This window comes from Streptomyces sp. NPDC051104, assembly GCF_040682835.1.
Classification (GTDB): domain Bacteria; phylum Actinomycetota; class Actinomycetes; order Streptomycetales; family Streptomycetaceae; genus Streptomyces; species Streptomyces cynarae.
On the sequence record NZ_JBFBBS010000075.1, the window covers coordinates 1 to 14,543 of the forward strand.

A 14,543-nucleotide genomic window follows, 5' to 3' on the forward strand; every position below is an offset into this window, starting at 1 on the left:
GCTCGAAGAGCTTGGGGGTGGGGGTCCCCCCTGCTCGAGCGAAGCCGAGAGCTTGGGGGAGTGCCGGGCGTCGCGACGGGGCGAACGTTGCCTGCCGGGGCACTAGGTCGAGCTGGACGTCGCGGCCATGGCCGTCGCCGCGATCCTGCCGAGCTGGGGACTCGCCCAGTACCCGCGATACCGGCTCCGTCGGTCACCGTCAGTGACAGCGCCTCCCAGTCGTCCGTCCTCGGGGCGAGCCTCGCGGCCCTGGCGGCCGGTGCGCTGCTGCTCGTCCCCACGCTGCTGTGGCTCTACTCGCTCTTCCAGCGCCGTCCCGCACCCGCGACAGGGGACGGCGAGCGTGGCGCCTGAGAGCCAATCCCCCGGCCGTGGCCGTACGGCGGGGATCGCGCGCCCGGTCCGCGCATGGCACTGCCGGGCCCCGGGTACTCGGGGGTCCGGCGCTTTTGGCAGCGCCGTGTCAACCGGAAACGTCTCACCGCCTGGAGGAGCCATGGCGGGTGTCAGCCCCACAGATCTGCAGAAAGCACTGTCCGGCGCGGAGTACCCGGCCGATACCGAGCAGCTGAAGAAGGTCGCCCGGGACAACCGCGCTCCCAAGGAGATCACCGAGCGCATCGATCATCTCGGGAAGAAGAAGTTCCAGAACCCTGCCGAGGTGAGCAAGGCGGTGTTCGAGAACGAGTGATCCGAAATCCGAGGTGCGGCGGCCGGGGCCGAGGGGTCCCGGCCGCGGTGCGTGCGGCCGGGGTCAGCCGACGTACTTGCGGGCCGGGGAGGTCCGCCTCGCCTCCTCCAGGGCGACCAGCCGGGCCTCGAGGTCGGCGGGCACGGGATCGCGCTGTTTCAGGACCCAGGGAAGCCCCGCCGCCGCCCGCGCGAACGCGCGCACGGACGCGTGGTCCCGGGGGACGGTGCGCATCAGGTACCAGGTGCGGCGCAGCGCGGAGGGCCAGGGGCGGCGCAGCCAGGTGAACCAGAGGGTGTTGCGCAGTCCGAGGACGCGCCGTTCGGTGCTGTCCCGTACCTGCGACGCCGCGTGATGGATGGTCAGTTCCGATGCGTAGCTGAGCCAGTGGCCCCGGCGCAGCAGGTCGGTGGCGAGGAGTTCCTCCTCACCGCCCAGCCACAGTCCGGGGTGGAAGCCGCCCACGGCCCTGAAGGCGTCGACGCGCATCACGGTCGCGGCCGCCAGGAACGACCCCAGGGCGGGGCCGGGCAGCCAGTCGGGGCCCGTGAGGGGTGAGTCGCGCAGTTCGGCGACGACGGGGTCCTCCTCCCCCGACGGCTCGACCACGATGCGGGCCGTGACGGCCGCGAGCTGGGGATGGGCGTCGAGGAGGTCTGCGGCCCGCCGCAGCGATCCCGGTTCCCACCAGGTGTCGTCGTCGCAGAACGCCACATACGGCGTCCGTACGTGGCGCACGGCCAGGTTGCGGCCGACCGCTCCCAGGTTGCGTCCGGGACGCAGCAGCCGGACCTCGGGGAAGTACCGGGTGACGGCCTCGGCGGTGCCGTCGGTGGATCCGTTGTCGGTGACGACGACCTGGGGTCGCTCGGGAAGGTCCCGCAGGGTCCGCAGGGTGCGCAGCAGTTCCGGGCGGCGGTCCCGGGTGATCACGACGACCGTGGTCCGGCGGTCGGGGTGGAGGTCGTCGCCGTGCGGGGTGCCGGTGTCGTTCCCGGGTGTCGTGGCGGGCACGTGAGAGGGGTCGTGGGGCATGTCCGCTCGTCCTCGGTCGTCGGTGCTCATGGGGTGGCCCGCTCCAGCAGGCGAACGGCGTGCTCGATCCGTGCGGGCAGCGGTTCGCGGTCTCTGAGGGCCGCGGGGAGCCGGGCGATCGCGCCGCGCAGCGCCGCCGCGGCGTCGCGTTCGCCGCGGGCCGCCGCCGCGGCGAGGTGGGCGGTGTGGCCCAGTGCCACCGTGACGGGCCGGCGGAGCCATGCGGTGAGCAGGGCGTTGCGCCGCTGGACCGCCGAGCGGCCGGGGCGTTCGCCGGGGTCCGGGTGGTGGTGGGCCGTCACCGACGGCACATAGGTGACGCCCCAGCCGCGGGCCGCGAGGTCGTAGGCCAGCAGGGTCTCCTCGCCCCCGAAGAACAGCACCCTGTGGTAGCCGCCTGCTTCCAGGAAGGCCCGGCGGCGGACCACCGCCGCGCAGGCGAGGAATCCGAGCACCGGGCGGCCGGGGAGGTCGGGGTCGGGCGGCAGCGGCGAACGCGCGAGGACGGAGTTCAGCGGGTCCTCGGCGGCGTCCGGGCCGACCAGGGTGCGGGCGGCCAGCAGGCCGAGCCGCGGGTGGGCGTCGAGGACGTCCGCGGCGGTGTCCAGGGCGCCCGGCGCCCACCAGGAGTCGTCGTCGCTGAAGGCGACGTAGGGCGTCGCGGCGTGCCGTACCGCGAGATTGCGGCCCAGCGCGCCGGTGTTGCGTCCGGCGACCAGGACGCGCACGCCCAGTGGGTGGTCGCGTACGGCGTCCACGGTCGCGTCGCCGGAGCCGTTGTCCACGACGATGACCGGGGGCCGCTCCGGCAGGTCGGCCAGCCGGTCGAGGGTGCGCAGCACGCTGTCACGGCGGTCGCGGGTGATCATGGCGACGGTGATGCGGGAGGCGTGCCGCTCGGGCGCGTCGATGTCCTTCACGCGCCTTCCTGGAGCAGCTTCTGCACGCCGCGCAGCACGTCGTGGGCCGTGATCTCGTTGAGGTCCGGGTGGGCGCCCGTGTCCGCGCGGGGACCGGTCTCGTCGCCGAGGAGCACGCCGGGCACTCCGTAGGGGCGCCGGCGCGGGTCCAGAGGGGAGCGGACCGAGACGACGGGGGTGCCGGTGGCGGCGGCGAGCTGGGCGGGGGCCGTGCTGCCGGTGACGACGACGTCGGCGGCCCGCACCACCCCGGCCAGGGTCCGCGCGTCGGTACGGCCGCCGAGGTCCACGGCCGTGCCGCCGCTGACGTACCGGGTCAGGGCGGTCTCGTGCGGACCGCCGGTGACGACGACGCGATGGCCCGCGTCGGCGAGCAGGGCGACCGCCTCCGCGCAACCGTCGGGGTCCCAGGCGCGGTTCGGCGTGCCCGCGCCGGGGTGGACCACCACGTAGGGGCCGTTGCCGGTGAGGCCGGCGGTGTCGGGCGACGGCACCACACGCAGCCGTCCGTCGTCCCCGTCGCGGAGCGAGAAGCCCAGGTCGGCCGCCGTCTGAAGTGCCGCCTCGGCCTCGTGGCGGCCCTGCGGGCGCCGGGCCGGGCTGTCGATGTGGCCGACGACTCCGACGCGGGGCACCCGGGCCGTGCCCAGCAGTTCCCCGGCCGGCAGGGGGCTTCGGTGGGACGGGGTGAGGTCGAGCGCCACGTCGTAGGAGCCCTCGCGCAGGTGCCGCAGCAGTCGGTCGGTGTCCGCCGCGGCCTCGGCCGGCGGGTCGGCGCCCTGCCGGGCGTCCTCCGCCACGAGGACGTCGTCGGCATGGGGCAGCAGCCGGGCGGCGGGGGCGCCGCGGGGGCCGCACAGGACCGTCACGGGGCCGGCCCGGGTGGCGACCGCTCTGACGGCCGGACCGGTGAGCAGGACGCCTCCGAAGCCGCCGAGCCGCACGACGAGCGCGTTCACGGCGCCCCTCCCCCGTGCGCCACTGCTTCCGGGGTCCTGTCCGTGAAGGCGGCGATGGTCAGCTTGAGGCCTTCCTCCCAGGTCACCTTCGGTACCCAGCCGAAGAGTTCGCGGGCGAGGGTGGTGTCGGGGCGGCACCGCGCGGGATCGCCCGGGTCCCGGTCGACGAAGGTCAGGCGCGCGTCCGAGCCGGTGAGGGCGATCACGAGGCGCGCGATCTCCTCGACGGTGGTCTCCTCGTCTCCGCCGATGTTGACGGGCCGCACGGACCGGCTGGCGGCGACCCGCAGGACGCCGTCGACGGTGTCGTCGACGTAGCACAGTGAGCGGGTCTGGCGGCCGTCGCCCTCGATGGTGACCGGTTCCCCGGCCAGTGCCTGCCGGATGAAGGTGGGGATGGCCTGGCGGCCGTCCGCAGGCATCCGGCGGCCATAGGTGCTGAACACCCGTACGATTCCCGCGTCGGTACCCCGGGCGCTCGCGTGAGCGGTGGTGAGCGCCTCGGCGAACCGCTTGGACTGGTCGTAGGCGCTGTGCGGTCCCACGGGATCGACGTCGCCCCAGTAGTCCTCCCGCTGCGGGTGCACCGCCGGATCGCCGTAGACCTGGCAGGAGGAGCCCAGCAGAAAGCGGGCGCCGTCCCGGTCGGCGACGGCCAGCGCGTTGCGCGTGCCGAGGCCGCAGGCGGCGATCGTCTCCAGGGCGCGGCCCCCGGCGTCGGCGGGGGAGGCGGGACCGGCGAAGTGCAGCACCACGTCGTAGGGGCCGGCGAGGGCTCCGCGGCTTTCGGGCCGCGCGATGTCGCACTCCACGAACCGGAAGCCCGGCCGGCCGGTCAGATGGGCGATGTTGGCCACCGATCCCGACGCCAGGTCGTCCACGCAGTCGACATCGATCCCGCTGTCCAGGAGACGCTCGCACAGGTGCGAGCCGAGGAACCCGGCGCCTCCGGTCACCGCGGCGCGGCTCCAGAAGGGCCGGGCCGTCGGCAGCGGGGAGAACGTGGTCGTCGGCGTCATCAGCACGTGGTCCTTCCGCCTTCCTTCCGCCGTTGGGTGATGCACGCCTGCGCGCGGCGGGCGGTCGAGTGCCCCGGCGAGTCGTTTTCATGCTCCGGCCTGCGGTGAGGGCGTGCCACAGGGGCGCGGGTACCGCACCGCCGACCGCGTGGCGGCCACGGTGGCTCGTCGTGGCTCGTACGGGTGAAACCGCGCGGTCGGACGGACCGCCCGGCATCTCCCGGGCCGAACGGGGTACTTCGCCGCCATGCGGGTGAGCGTGATTGACGTGGGTTCGAACACGATCCGTCTGATGGTGGCGGACGTGGAGCGCGGTGTGCCCCTCCCGGTGCACACCGCGAAGTGGAAGCAGCGGCTGTCCGACCAGACGGACGCGGACGGGCGGATGGCGGACGCGGCGGTGGAGCAACTGGCCCAGTCGGTCGCCGAGGCCGCCGCGACGGCCGAGCGGTGGGGCTCGGGGCCGCCCTTGGCGTTCGCGACCGCGGTGGTGCGCGCCGCGCCCAACCGGCGGGAGGTCCTGGAGGCGGTGCGCGGCCAGACGGGTGTGGCCCTGTGCACGCTGCCCGGCGAGGTGGAGGCGGAGCTGACGTTCCTCGCGGCACGGCGGTGGCTGGGCTGGCGGTCCGGACCGCTGGCGCTGCTCGACATCGGCGGCGGTTCCCTGGAGGTCGCGCTGGGCCGGGGCAGCCTGCCGGACTTCGCCGCGTCGCTGCCGCTCGGTGCGAACCGGCTGACCCGTGAGTTCTTCGCCGAGAACGATCCGCCCACCCCGGCGGACATCAAGGCGCTGCGGCGCAACGTGCGTCACCAGCTGCGCGACGTGGCCACGCGCGCCCGTTGGGAGAGCCCCTGCACGGCGGTGGCGACCTCACGCACGTTCCAGCAGTTGGCACGGTTGTGCGGGGCGCCACCGGGGCGGCACGGCCCGTTCGTGCACCGTGAGTTGCGCCGTGCGGATCTGCGGCGGTCCATCGACGCCCTGGCCTCCCGCCGGTCGGCGGAACGGGCCGACCTGCCGGGCATCTCCGCGCCACGGGCCCGCCAGAGCCTGGCCGGTGCCCTGGTCGCCCACACCGTCATGAAGCTGGCGAACTTCGAGACGGTGACCATCTGCCCGTGGGCGGTCAGGGAGGGTGTGCTGCTGCGGTCCATCGAGGACGGCCTCGGCTGGTGGTCGAAGGTCGCGCGGGACGGTGAGGAGACGTTGTCGGGTGCCGCCGTCCCGCTGCGCGTGGCGGAACCGACGGCCTGACCGGGACACACGCAGGCCGACGACCGGGCCGCGGGGCTGGAGCGCTCCGCGGCCCGGTCGTCGCCGTGAGGGCCGCCCCCTCGTCTCCGCGTGCACGGGTCACCCGTCTCCGCGTGCAGGGCGTCACCCCGAGCAGGTGACCCCGCGGTGTGTGGCCGGCCCGGACGCCGGGTCGCCTCTCAGGCCCGGTCCGTCAGGGCCGCCACGAGTGCCGGGGCGTTGTCGTCGTCCGGGTCCTCCAGGAACTCGCGGCGCACCTGCCGGGCCGCGACCCGGCCGGAGGTCAGGCACCACTGCCACCAGTGGTCCAGCCGCCGGGTGGTGAGGCGGTCCGCGGGGACCAGGGCGGGCCAGCCGCAGGCCTCGGCCTGGGCGGTCAGCTTGGCGCCGCCCTCGACGGGGTCCACGGCCAGGGCCGGTACTCCACCGCGCAGCGCGAGCACCAGCCCGTGCAGCCGGTCGGTGACCACCAGGTCCATCCGGGACAGCACGGACTCGAACTGCCCGGGCGTGGCGCACAGCCGCCAGTCGTGGCTGTCGAGCCGGGTCTCCAGCTCCACGCGCGCGCAGTCCTTGCCGGCCAGCCACCGGGTGACCGTCTCGGCGGCCTCGTCGTGCCGGCGCCGCTCCCCGTACTCGCGCTGCCCGTGCGTGAGGATCACCCCGACGACCGGCGTGGTCGTCTCGCTCGGCGCGTGGGTGGACAGGTCGGGAACCGGGCCCATGGCGGGCGCGTCCCTCGGCAGGACCCGGTGGAATCCGGTGACGGCCGGGTCGTCGGCGTCCAGCACGGAGGTGCCGACCGCGATCCGCACACAGTGCGCGAAGCGCCGGTGCAGCTCCTCGATCCCGGGTCCGTGCAGCGGCCCGCAGATGAAGATCAGATGCGAATACGAGGCGGGCCGTACGTCGTCCAGGTGCAGCGCCGACGGCCGGAAGCCGGGGCTCCACGCCACGTCGTAGGGGATCCCCTGGTGACGCAGCACGTCCTCGACCCGCCGCAGGGCCAGTACATCTCCCGCGGTGGCCTCGCCGTCCACAAAGCTGAACCATCCGGTCAGCAGAGTCCTCAGATTCCTCGCACACACAACGCCTCACGAGTGCCCCCTCGTAACGTGCTCACTCATCTCCGCGGAGGTTCGCAGCCATCCCGGCCGTCGTTCACGGTCACCGCGTCCGCGCGCCGGACGGCTGCGGTATCGTCCGGGCCGTCGGAGCCCGTACGGCGCGGGCCGGGGAGTTCACGGAGTTCTGTCGACGAGGTGCCCGCCATGACCGAAGCCGATCAGGGACCCGGGGCCGCGGCGGCCCGGTTCACCGGGCGTCCGGTGACCGGTGAGCGCCCGGCGTCCGGTGCGCTCACGGAGGTCGTCCTCGACGGTGGCCGGGTGGTGATGGTCAAGCGCGGCGGCGCCCCCGGCTCCTTGCGGGCCGAGGCGGCCGGGCTGCGCTGGCTGGCGGACGCCGGCACGGTGCGCGTCCCCGCCGTGCACGGTCACGACGAGCACTGGCTGGTGTCCGACCGTGTCACGTCCGGGCGCCCCAGCGCCGAGGCAGCGGTGCGCTTCGGCCGCGAACTGGCGGCCCTGCACGCGGTCGGCGCGCCCGCGTTCGGCGCCCCGCCGCCCGGTGGTCCCGAGGACGCGTACATCGGCCTCGCGCCGATGCGCAACGTCGCCGGTGAGGACTGGCCGAGCTGGTACGCCGAGCACCGGGTGCTGCCCTATGTGCGCCGTGCGGTCGACGACGGCACGTTGCGGTCCACCGAGGCGGCGCTGTTCGAACGTGTCTGCGAGCGGCTGCCGGAGCTGGCCGGTCCCGCGGAGCCGCCCGCCCGGCTGCACGGCGACCTGTGGAACGGCAACGTGCTGTGGGGCGCCGACGGCCACGCCTGGCTGATCGACCCGGCCGCGCACGGCGGACACCGGGAGACCGACCTCGCCATGCTGCACCTGTTCGGCTGCCCGCACCTGGACCGGGTGCTGGCCGGATACCAGGAGGCGGCTCCGCTCGCCGACGGCTGGAGGGACCGGATCGGGCTGCACCAGCTCTTCCCGCTGCTGGTCCACACGGTGCTGTTCGGCGGCGGCTACGCGGGACAGGCGCTCGCGGCGGCCCGCGCGGCCCTGGCGGCCTGACCCACCGCACGCGTGTCCCTCGGCCGGGTACGGTCTCCTGGTCACCGCACCCGGAGGAGCCGCCATGTCCCGCGCCACCGACGCCTCGTTCGACCTGTTGCCCGGCGCCGACGACTCTCCGGTGATCCTGCATGTGCCGCACGGCGCGCGGGAGATTCCGGCGGAGGTGCGTGAGGGCATCCTGCTCGACGACACGGCCCTCGCCCGGGAGCTGGATCACATCACGGACGCGCACACCGGCGAACTGGCCGGCCTCGCCGCGAAAGCCGCCACCGTCACGCCCTGGCGGTTCGTCAACCGGCTGTCACGGCTGGTGGCCGATCCCGAGCGGTTCCCCGACGAGCGGGAGGAGATGCTCGCCGTCGGGATGGGCGCCGTCTACACCCGCACCACGCACCGCGAGGTCCTGCGAGGGGCCGGCACCGACCCCGAACCGCTGCTGCGGCGCTACTTCCACCCGTACGCGCGGGCGATGACGGCGGCCGTCGCGGACCGGCTGGCCGCCACCGGGCGAGCCGTCGTCCTCGACGTCCACTCCTACCCGACCTCCCCTCTGCCCTACGAACTGCACGGCGAGGGCCCCCGGCCGCCGGTGTGCCTGGGCACCGACCCCTTCCACACGCCGCCGGAGCTGCTCGCCCGGGCGCGTGAGGCGTTCGCGGGGTTCGGCGGAACGGGGGTCGACAGCCCCTTCTCCGGGGCGTACGTCCCCCTGGAGTTCCACGGCTCACAGCCCCGGGTCACCGCCCTGATGGTGGAGATCCGCCGGGACACCTACATGACCGAACCGGGCGCTGCCGCGGGCCCCGGCCTCCCCCGCCTCGCGTCGGCGCTGGCAGCCCTGGTGGACGCGGTGTCCTGACGGCCGTCCCCGCCCTGGTCACTGCAGCAGCGGGAGCTTGCCCACAATCTTGCCGACGCGGTTGCGGGGGCCCACGATGCTCACGGCGCAGTAGACGAGGTCGTCGGTGGCGGTCTTGCCCACGGCGGCCCGGTAGTCGGCGTAGACCAGCGTCTCCTGGGCCGTGACCGGCATGTCGGCGACGAAGGTGTCGGCGTACGAGGCCGCCTTGGCGCGGATGGCGCGGAGGGTGTCGGCATCCGCCGCCAGGACCGAGCAGCCGGCCCAGGGCAGTCCCGGGTGCACGGTGCCCTCGGCGTCGGTGGCGTCTTCGCCGAGCAGGCCGGTCACCGCGGACTGCGTGGCCGCCGCGACGCAGACGGCGGCGTTGACGGCGCGACCCGAGGGGAGGTCCCGGTCGACGACCACGACCCACTTCAGCCGGGCGGCGCGGGTCGAGACGGTGGGGTCCACCTCCTCGGGGGTGAAGCCGATCCGCGGGTCGGTCGTGTTTTCGTCGGTCATGAGCTTGTCTCCTGAGCCTTTCTGCGGCTGATGCCGAGAATGCTAGGCGAATGTGCGGATCTGACGCTTGACTGCCGAACTTTCGCAGGTAATCGCAGCCGCATGACCACTGGTGGTGCACTTCATGCGGCAAGTCGCCGGATGTGGCGCCGAACGTGCGGGCATGGAGCGGTGCCCGTCACCGTTGCCTGCGCGGGGCCGCCGGGCGTTCGGCGGCGGGCTCGATACGGCGGGGCTGGACGTGCTCGTAGGCCATGGTGGTCGCCACGTCGGCGACCTCACGGCGCTCGGTCAGCCGGTCGATGACGAAAGCGTAGACGCCGTTGACGTCCGGGACGGCGACGTGGATGAGGAAGTCGTGCGCTCCGGAGGTGACGAACAAGCCGATGACTTCGGGCAGTTGGGCCGCCCACTCACGGAACCCCTCGATGACGGGACGGGCCGGCGGCCGGATGCGGACCGAGATGAGCGCCTGGACCGGGCGGCCCACCGCCTCCAGGTCCACGGCCGCGTGGTAGCCCGTGATGACCCCGCGCTCCCGCAACAGCCGTACCCGCTCCAGCGAGGTGGACGGGGAGACCCCCGTCCGCGCGGCCAGCTCCCGGTTGGTCTGCCGTGCGTCCTCCTGCAGCTCCCGCAGCAGGGAGCGGTCCAGTGCGTCCATGTCCATGCCGCTCACTATGCCGTACGACGTTCGGCGGTAGTGGGGAATCTCCACACAGGTGCACGTTCGAAGGCCGCGTCCTTCCGGTGTGCGCCGGTCCGTCGAGGCGGGCGCACTTTTTGTTGTCGGCCGGGCCCCGGGCCGTCTCCTGTGCGTAATCCCCGCATCGACCATCTGACGAGACCGAGGACCCACGCACGTGAGAGCACAGATCAGCCGCCGGAGCATGCTGAAGATCGCCGGTACGGCCGCGGCCGCGGGCGCGGGCGCCGTCACCGCCGCCGTCCCCGCACCCGGGGCGTCGGCGGCGGGCACGGCCTTCGCGCACCCCGGACTGCTGCACACCCAGGCCGACCTGGACCACATGGAGGCCAAGGTGAAGGCGGGCGCCGCTCCCTACACGGCGGGTTTCGCCAGGCTCACCGCCAACCCGCACGCGCAGAGCACCTGGACGGCCCGCCCGGCGGCGACGGTCTACCGGGGATCGGGGACACCGGAGAACTACAGGGTTCTCTACAACGACGTCCACGCCGCCTACCAGAACGCCCTGCGCTGGCACGTGAACGGCGACAGCGCGCACGCGGACGCCGCCGTGGCCATCCTCAACGCGTGGTCCGCACCTCTGACCAAGCTGGACGGCACGGCGGACCGGTTCCCCGCGGCCGGGCTGTACGGCTACCAGTTCGCCAACGCCGCCGAACTCGTGCGCGACCGCGACGGGTTCGAGTCGGCCCGCTTCCAGAAGATGATGCGGTCCGTCTTCCTTCCGGTCAGCTCCGACTTCCTCACCCACCACAACGGCGCCTACGTCAGCAACTACTGGACCAACTGGGACCTGGCCGCGATGGCCTGTGTCCTCGCCGTCGGCATCCTCTGCGACGACCGCACCGCGGTCGACCAGGCGGTCTCCTACTTCCGGAACGGCGACGGCATGGGCTCGCTCAGAAACGCCATCCTCGTGGTGCACCCGGACGGCCTCGCCGAATGGGCCGAGGCGGGCCGCGACCAGGGCCACGCCCTGCTCGGCGTCGGCCTGATGGCCACGGTGTGCGAGATGGCCTGGAACCAGGGCATCGACCTGTACGGGTACGACGACAGCCGCTTCCTCAAGGGCGCCCAGTACGTGGCCAAGTGGAGCATGGGCGGATCGGTGCCCTACACGGCGCTGACCCGGAAGAAGGGCGCATCGGGCGTCTGGTCCGGCAGTGAGACGACCAGCAAGGCGGCCGCCGTGGATCCGGCCATGACCCGCCCGATCTGGGCCATGATCGCCAACCACTACACCGAGCGCCGGGGGCTGGACGCTCCCTACGTCACGCGGATCGCGGCCAGGACGGCCCCGGAGGGCGGCGGCGGGGACTACGGGCCCAACAGCGGCGGATACGACCAGCTCGGTTTCGGCACGCTGACGTTCACCCGCGACCGGGCGTCCACGGCCGAGGCGACGGCGTCCCCGACGCCCGCGTCCGGCGCGGCCACCGGGGCCTGGCGAACACCGGCTCCTCGGACGTCCCCGCGTGGACCGCCGCCGCGGGCGTCACCGCCGTCGCGGGCGGGCTGCTCCTGCTGCGCCGCCGCAGGCGCGCCGGGCGCGACAGCGCGTGAGCCGAAGGGCCGGCGGCCGACCGTCGTACGACCGCCGGCGTCTCCTCCTCGCACACACGGGGCGCCCGCCCCGCTACGGCCCGTACAGGAGCGCCGATCCCGGCCCTTTCGGGATGCGCGCTGCGCCGTCTGGGGGAAAGGTGAGGGGAGGATCGACTCGCAGAGGAGACAGAATGTCGACGTCACAGCCTGATGCGTCGCGTCGTCCGGCCGATGACCGTGCCACGCCGGACGAGCTGCTGCACGCGTGCCCGCTCGAGACCTCGGCGGAGGATCTGGTCCTCGCCTCGGGGCGGGACATCACCCCCAGGACCCTCGCCTGGGCGGAGCGGAAGCTCGCCTCCGAGGGGCACGCCGCGCTGGACAAGCTACTGCCTTAGCGACTCCCGGTCCGGAATCACCGCGCCGGGGACGGGGCCGGGCCCCGGGGCCGTGATTCCGGTCCGGTGCGGCTGCTGCGGGACGTGCTTCAGGCTGCCCTCGAGGAGCGCGTCGGCGGCGGCGACGGCGTCGCGCACGTCCTTGGTCCCCGTCATGACGCACAGCGTGTAGCTGACATCCGCCAGCTCTCGCGCCAATTCGGGTGTCTCCCGCTCGGCGAGCGCGATCCGCAGGGACGCGTACCGGGTCAGCAGTCTTCTGACGGCCTTGGGATCGGGAACGAGCACAGTCGGGCCCTTTCTCTGGTTTTTCCGTCCCGGCTCCCCCGTCTCGGGCGAAGCATGCACAACTCATCTCACACGGCCCGCTTTTGGCCCGATCTCGACCCTCTCCTCCCGCACGGCTCACGCTCCGCGGACCGGGCCACGGCGCGACACGCGATCACGACCCACCCTCCCCTCCCGGCCGTTGACGTGCGCGGACCATACTGGGAGGCGCCCCTGTCCCCTTCCACCAGAGTGATCCATGGCAAAGTCCTCCACCGCCCGTGCCACGGCTCCCGACACCGTGTGGCCGGCCCGCGGGCGACACCCCGGCCCGGGCGCCGAGGACGCCGTCCGCCGCCGCCTGCGTGAGCTGAAGAGCGAGAAGGTCATCCAGGACGAGACCGAGTACGACGGTTCCCGGGAGGGCGCGCCCGCGCGCGCCTTCGAGGCGCGGTGGCTCGTCGAGGACGATGTCGTCGTACGGGCCCGCCTCGACGTCGGGGCGCCCGACGACAAGGACGGCGCCCAGGACTGGGTGCTGGTGGCCGAGGCGGACCGGGCCTGGGACCTAAACTGGCCCTCTCCGGCCACCGTCTTCTGGCCCGACGACCCGGACGTGCCCTGGGACCACGACGTGGTGCCGGGGCTGCGCTTCCGGGAGATCAACCCGCTGCCCACGGAGGACCGGGCGCTGCGGCGCCTGCTGAAGGACTGCGCGCGCCACTCGTGGAGCATCCATGTGGTCGTCCACGAGGCGATGACTCCCGACGAGCGCGGCCTGCGCCCCCTCGCACCGCTGCTGCCGCCCGGCCTCAGGCACCGCGTCGTGGAACACCGGGCCGCGCCCGAGCAGTTCCAGGTGGTCAACTGGGCCCTCTACGACCTCGGGGCACGGGTGCCTCGGGGCGGTGCCGTGGTGCTGCCCGCGGCGCCGTCCGGTCCCGGCGCCGACGACAACGGGTTCAGCGTACGCACGGTGTTCCTCGACGGTTCGCGCCCCACGGAACTCCTCGACACCGTGCGGCGCTTCGCCGAGCAGCCCGCGCCCCTGCCCGAGGGCGCCGAGGAGGCCCTGTCCGCGCTGCGCGAGCAGTGGCATCTGACCACCCTCGAGGAGGAACTGGCCATGGCGCGCCGCCGGCTCGCCGCCTACGCCGAGGCGCTCGAGGCCATGACGAAGTCGCGGGACATGTACCGGGAGGCGGCCGAACTCGCCCACGAGGCGCTGGCGGCCTACCAGGAGGCCGGCGCGCTGCCCGCACCGCGTCGGCCACGCAAGAGGGAAGGTTTCTCCTTGCGTACTCTGGCCAAGCCCCTGGAGCGCGTGGTGGACGGCGTGAAGTCGCTCGGTGTGCCGGGCCCGCAGAACGGTGACACCGCCCCCGGGGCGGAGCCCTCCCCGGACACCTCCCCGGCCGGGCCGCCCGACTCCGGGGACTCCGAGCAGCCCTAGTCTTCTGAGTCAGGAATTCTGTTCAGATGTGTAGGGTTGCGGGGTGGCGCGTACGGGGTGGCCGAAGGCCGAGTTGATCCTGTCGGACGAGGAACGGGCCGCGCTGGAGGGATGGGTGCGGCGCCGTTCCACGCCGCAGGCGTGGGCTCTGCGGTGCCGGATCATCCTGGCCTGTGCGAGCGGGGCGTCGAACAAGGACGTGGCCGCCCAGCTCGGCTCGACCCCGCCGGCGGTGGGACGCCGGCGGGCCCGGTTCGTCGAACACCGGATCGCCGGCCTGGGTGACATGCCCCGCTCGGGAGGGCCCAGGAAGGTCACCGACGAACAGGTCGCCGCCGTGGTCACCAAAACGGTGGAGAGTACGCCGAAGAACGCCACGCACTGGTCGACGCGGGCGATGGCCAAGGAGATGGGCCTGTCGCAGTCGACCGTGGCGCGGATCTGGCGGGCCTTCGGCCTGCAGCCCCACCGCACCGAGACGTTCAAGCTGTCGACCGACCCGTACTTCGTCGACAAAGTCCACGACGTGGTCGGTCTCTACCTGGATCCGCCCGAGCGGGCTCTGGTGTTCTGTGTGGACGAGAAGTCGCAGATCCAGGCCCTGGACCGCTCTCAGCCGGTGCTGCCGATGATGCCGGGCGTCCCGCAGCGGGTCACCCACGACCACGTACGCGCCGGCACCACCACCCTGATCGCCGCTCTGGAGGTGGCCACCGGCAAGGTGCCTGACTCAGAAGACTGGGGCGTGTGGTGAAAGTCCCGCCCTTCGGGCGAAGGGCGGGACTTTCACC

At 73.5% G+C, this 14,543-nt stretch carries 14 protein-coding genes and 2 pseudogenes; 8 read left to right on the forward strand and 8 right to left on the reverse strand.

The genetic code is table 11. The features are described from left to right. Positions 1-496 precede the first annotated feature (496 nt). On the forward strand, positions 497-691 hold the full coding sequence (locus AB0N14_RS38290; protein ID WP_200422965.1) for a DUF2795 domain-containing protein: 195 nt from the start codon (positions 497-499) through the stop codon (positions 689-691). 63 nt (positions 692-754) lie between these two features. On the opposite strand, the gene AB0N14_RS38295 is transcribed toward AB0N14_RS38290, so the two are convergent. Genes AB0N14_RS38295 through AB0N14_RS38310 form a run of 4 tightly spaced genes read right to left on the reverse strand, consistent with a single transcriptional unit; the run spans position 755 to position 4,624 of the window. Further along, positions 755-1,756, reverse strand: a complete 1,002-nt coding sequence (locus AB0N14_RS38295; RefSeq protein ID WP_366030329.1) for a glycosyltransferase — start codon at positions 1,754-1,756, stop codon at positions 755-757. Next, entirely contained in the window at positions 1,753-2,595 is an 843-nt protein-coding gene (locus tag AB0N14_RS38300; RefSeq protein WP_366030341.1) for a glycosyltransferase, read from the reverse strand. The genes AB0N14_RS38295 and AB0N14_RS38300 overlap by 4 nt, the downstream gene beginning before the upstream one ends. Before the next feature lie 47 nt (positions 2,596-2,642). Continuing rightward, positions 2,643-3,605, reverse strand: coding sequence for a glycosyltransferase family 9 protein (locus tag AB0N14_RS38305; protein ID WP_366030330.1), 963 nt, complete (start codon positions 3,603-3,605; stop codon positions 2,643-2,645). Further along, complete coding sequence (locus AB0N14_RS38310) at positions 3,602-4,624, reverse strand: NAD-dependent epimerase/dehydratase family protein (RefSeq protein WP_366030332.1); 1,023 nt, start codon at positions 4,622-4,624, stop codon at positions 3,602-3,604. The genes AB0N14_RS38305 and AB0N14_RS38310 overlap by 4 nt, the downstream gene beginning before the upstream one ends. A 247-nt stretch (positions 4,625-4,871) precedes the next feature. Between AB0N14_RS38310 and AB0N14_RS38315 the strand changes: the two genes are divergently transcribed. Further along, positions 4,872-5,879, forward strand: a complete 1,008-nt coding sequence (locus tag AB0N14_RS38315) for a Ppx/GppA family phosphatase (RefSeq protein ID WP_366030333.1) — start codon at positions 4,872-4,874, stop codon at positions 5,877-5,879. A gap of 179 nt (positions 5,880-6,058) precedes the next feature. On the opposite strand, the gene AB0N14_RS38320 is transcribed toward AB0N14_RS38315, so the two are convergent. After that, positions 6,059-6,919 (reverse strand): polysaccharide pyruvyl transferase family protein, encoded by an 861-nt coding sequence (locus AB0N14_RS38320; RefSeq protein WP_366030334.1) that lies wholly within the window; start codon positions 6,917-6,919, stop codon positions 6,059-6,061. A 231-nt stretch (positions 6,920-7,150) separates the two neighbouring features. Here AB0N14_RS38320 and AB0N14_RS38325 point away from each other — a divergent pair, with 231 nt between their 5' ends. Together AB0N14_RS38325 and AB0N14_RS38330 are read left to right on the forward strand one after the other, a co-directional pair. Continuing rightward, positions 7,151-8,017, forward strand: a complete 867-nt coding sequence (locus AB0N14_RS38325; protein WP_366030335.1) for a fructosamine kinase family protein — start codon at positions 7,151-7,153, stop codon at positions 8,015-8,017. A 64-nt stretch (positions 8,018-8,081) separates the two neighbouring features. Continuing rightward, complete coding sequence (locus AB0N14_RS38330; protein WP_366030336.1) at positions 8,082-8,879, forward strand: N-formylglutamate amidohydrolase; 798 nt, start codon at positions 8,082-8,084, stop codon at positions 8,877-8,879. Positions 8,880-8,897: 18 nt separating this feature from the next. Here AB0N14_RS38330 and AB0N14_RS38335 read toward each other — a convergent pair whose 3' ends face one another. After that, positions 8,898-9,383, reverse strand: a complete 486-nt coding sequence (locus AB0N14_RS38335; protein WP_366030337.1) for a DUF2000 domain-containing protein — start codon at positions 9,381-9,383, stop codon at positions 8,898-8,900. A 178-nt stretch (positions 9,384-9,561) separates the two neighbouring features. Beyond that, entirely contained in the window at positions 9,562-10,047 is a 486-nt protein-coding gene (locus AB0N14_RS38340; RefSeq protein ID WP_366030342.1) for an Lrp/AsnC family transcriptional regulator, read from the reverse strand. A 226-nt stretch (positions 10,048-10,273) separates the two neighbouring features. On the opposite strand from AB0N14_RS38340, the pseudogene AB0N14_RS38345 reads away from it, so the two are divergent. Both AB0N14_RS38345 and AB0N14_RS38350 read left to right on the forward strand, forming a co-directional pair. Beyond that, a pseudogene (locus AB0N14_RS38345) lies at positions 10,274-11,652 on the forward strand (alginate lyase family protein). Positions 11,653-11,825: 173 nt separating this feature from the next. Further along, the gene (locus AB0N14_RS38350) at positions 11,826-12,032 is read left to right on the forward strand and encodes a hypothetical protein (RefSeq protein ID WP_200422972.1); all 207 of its coding nucleotides are present in this window, start codon (positions 11,826-11,828) and stop codon (positions 12,030-12,032) included. On the opposite strand, the gene AB0N14_RS38355 is transcribed toward AB0N14_RS38350, so the two are convergent. Next, positions 12,021-12,320 carry a DUF5133 domain-containing protein gene (locus AB0N14_RS38355; RefSeq protein WP_366030339.1) on the reverse strand — a complete coding sequence of 100 codons (300 nt, stop codon included), beginning with the start codon at positions 12,318-12,320 and terminating at the stop codon, positions 12,021-12,023. The genes AB0N14_RS38350 and AB0N14_RS38355 overlap by 12 nt on opposite strands. Before the next feature lie 238 nt (positions 12,321-12,558). Between AB0N14_RS38355 and AB0N14_RS38360 the strand changes: the two genes are divergently transcribed. Next, the gene (locus tag AB0N14_RS38360; RefSeq protein ID WP_366030340.1) at positions 12,559-13,752 is read left to right on the forward strand and encodes a hypothetical protein; all 1,194 of its coding nucleotides are present in this window, start codon (positions 12,559-12,561) and stop codon (positions 13,750-13,752) included. A gap of 43 nt (positions 13,753-13,795) precedes the next feature. Next, a pseudogene (locus AB0N14_RS38365) lies at positions 13,796-14,476 on the forward strand (IS630 family transposase); the annotation flags it as partial. Between the last annotated feature and the right edge of the window lie 67 nt (positions 14,477-14,543).

Coding starts and splice junctions, on each gene's coding strand:
- AB0N14_RS38350 (WP_200422972.1), top strand. CDS start 11,826: ATGTCGACGTCACAGCCTGATGCGTCGCGTCGTCCGGCCGATGACCGT.
- AB0N14_RS38300 (WP_366030341.1), bottom strand. CDS start 2,595: ATGATCACCCGCGACCGCCGTGACAGCGTGCTGCGCACCCTCGACCGG.
- AB0N14_RS38310 (WP_366030332.1), bottom strand. CDS start 4,624: ATGACGCCGACGACCACGTTCTCCCCGCTGCCGACGGCCCGGCCCTTC.
- AB0N14_RS38315 (WP_366030333.1), top strand. CDS start 4,872: ATGCGGGTGAGCGTGATTGACGTGGGTTCGAACACGATCCGTCTGATG.
- AB0N14_RS38295 (WP_366030329.1), bottom strand. CDS start 1,756: ATGAGCACCGACGACCGAGGACGAGCGGACATGCCCCACGACCCCTCT.
- AB0N14_RS38335 (WP_366030337.1), bottom strand. CDS start 9,383: ATGACCGACGAAAACACGACCGACCCGCGGATCGGCTTCACCCCCGAG.
- AB0N14_RS38330 (WP_366030336.1), top strand. CDS start 8,082: ATGTCCCGCGCCACCGACGCCTCGTTCGACCTGTTGCCCGGCGCCGAC.
- AB0N14_RS38325 (WP_366030335.1), top strand. CDS start 7,151: ATGACCGAAGCCGATCAGGGACCCGGGGCCGCGGCGGCCCGGTTCACC.
- AB0N14_RS38290 (WP_200422965.1), top strand. CDS start 497: ATGGCGGGTGTCAGCCCCACAGATCTGCAGAAAGCACTGTCCGGCGCG.
- AB0N14_RS38360 (WP_366030340.1), top strand. CDS start 12,559: ATGGCAAAGTCCTCCACCGCCCGTGCCACGGCTCCCGACACCGTGTGG.
- AB0N14_RS38340 (WP_366030342.1), bottom strand. CDS start 10,047: ATGGACGCACTGGACCGCTCCCTGCTGCGGGAGCTGCAGGAGGACGCA.